Raw genomic sequence first — 2300 nt, forward strand, 5'->3', positions numbered from 1 at the left:
TTCATTTGGGATTTGCATGCTGTTGTTGGTACTTGGGTGGTGATTTTTTATCTGATCTTGGCCTGTACAGGACTGTACTGGTCTTATGATTGGTGGCGCGATGGCATGTTTAAAGTCCTCGGCGTTGAACGCCCACAAGCACAAATGCAAGAAGGACCCCGTCCAAATACTGGTGCAGCTCAAGGCCCACGTGGCGAACAGGCTGGTGCTCGTGGTGGCGAATCACGTGAGCAAGGTCGTGGCGGGCCACAAGGTGAGCACGCTGCACGTGGCGAACGTGGGCAAGGCGAACAACATGGCGAGCGTAAAGGCTTATCTCCTGAACAAGTGCAAATTGCTTTAACCCAAACATGGACAGGATTTAACGCACAAGTTGGTCGAGACTATTCAACCCTGACCCTAAATATTCCGAAAAAGCCTGACGGTACACTTGAGCTTTCATTTGTAGATGCAATTCCACAGCATGAGCGGGCGAGAAACTCAGCGGTCTTCAATTATCAAACTTCACAAATTGAAAAAATGGAGTTGTATGAGCAGAAGAAGCTGAATGAAAAAATCATGAGCAGTATGCTTCCTGTGCACCGTGGTAGCTTCTTTGGCCCAATTTATCAATTCTTTGCCATGTTTGCATCACTGATGATGCCACTGTTCTTTGTAACGGGTTGGATGCTGTATCTTAAACGCCGTAAGCAAAAGAAACTCACCCAGCAAGCCCGTGGTGGAGCGTTGAATGTTCCGGTTGATCCACATGCGAAACCATGGCTCATTGCCTATGCAACTCAAACGGGTGTTTCTGAACAAATTGCTTGGCGTACTGCAACCAGCTTACAAGAAGCAAGACAACCTGTAAGCGTTAAAGCTGTACAACACTTAACACAGGATGACCTAAAAGCTGCTGAGCAAGTGCTTCTTGTTGCAAGTACTTATGGCACGGGTGAAGCACCTGACTTAGCCAGTAGTTTTGAAAAGAAATTTTTAAATACAACTTTGGATTTGTCACACCTTCACTATGCCGTGTTGGCTTTAGGCTCTCAAGAATATCCTGACTCCTATTGTAGTTTTGGACATCGTATTGACCGTTGGTTAAAAGCCAATGGCGCACATGCTTTGTTTGCAACCATTGAAGTCAACAACGCAGATAACAATGATATTCAACGTTGGAACAGTGCTCTTGCCTCTGCAACCAAACTTGAGCTTCAAGCCATGAATATTGACAAAACCTTTGATCAATGGACTTTGGCACAACGTGAAGTACTCAATCCAAATAGTGTCGGAGCACATGCTTATAATATTGAGCTAAAAACCAACTTCGATGCAACATGGCAAGCGGGTGATATTGCTGAAGTTCAACCAGGTAACAGCACAGCACGTATCCAAGCATTTATGCAAAAGCATCACATTGCAGCACAGAGCATCGTTGAGTCTTTAGCCATTTCGATTGAGCAAGCGCTTTGGGATAAGAACCTCAACACAGAGATTGAGCCTTTTGCCAATTTGGAACATTTACTGGAACAGTTGAGCCCTTTACCTACACGTGAATACTCGATTGCAAGTGTACCGACTCAACAAGTGTTACGTTTGGTCGTACGCCAACAGCAAGATTCAGAAGGTGAACTGGGCTTAGGTTCTGGTTGGTTAACCCAACATGCCGAGCTTCAGCAACCTATCGCACTACGTATTCATACCAATGAATCTTTCCACTTGATCAATGACAACCGCCCTATCATTTGTATTGGAAACGGCACAGGCATCGCTGGTTTAATGAGTCTACTCCATGCACGTACCCGCCTAGACTATACGCAAAACTGGTTGATCTTTGGTGAGCGTCAACGTGAACATGATTTCTTCTATCAAAGTACGATTGAAGCGTGGCAAACTACAGGCATGCTACAACGCTTAGATTTAGCGTTCTCGCGAGATCAAACAGAGAAAGTCTATGTACACCATAAACTACGTGAACAAGCCACTGAGCTTAAAACATGGGTTGAAAATGGTGCCGTAATTTATGTCTGCGGTAGCATTAATGGGATGGCGAGCGATGTCGATGCGGCGCTAATTGAAATCTTAGGCGAAGAAAAATTAGATCAACTCCGTCAAGAAGGGCGTTACCGTCGCGATGTTTACTAAACACTAAGCCCAAGTGAAAACCGAGCCACAGCGCTCGGTTTTTTTCATGCATAAATTTGCTAGAATCCATGTAAACGATACCCCACAAGCCTGTATGCAAAAATCAAAAAGAGTCATTAGTTTTATTATCGGGTCATTACTGTTCGCAGACGGCTTATATTTTGTTTTACAAC

The 2300-nt window shown here is 44.7% G+C and carries 1 protein-coding gene; it reads left to right on the forward strand.

What is annotated here, in order from left to right:
- The coding region (locus ACY3FQ_RS11545) for a PepSY domain-containing protein (RefSeq protein ID WP_489774081.1) at nt 1–2127 on the forward strand (2127 nt) is incomplete at its 5' end.
- Nucleotides 2128–2300: the final 173 nt, after the last annotated feature.

It is taken from the genome of Acinetobacter sp. AB03 (assembly GCF_058107045.1).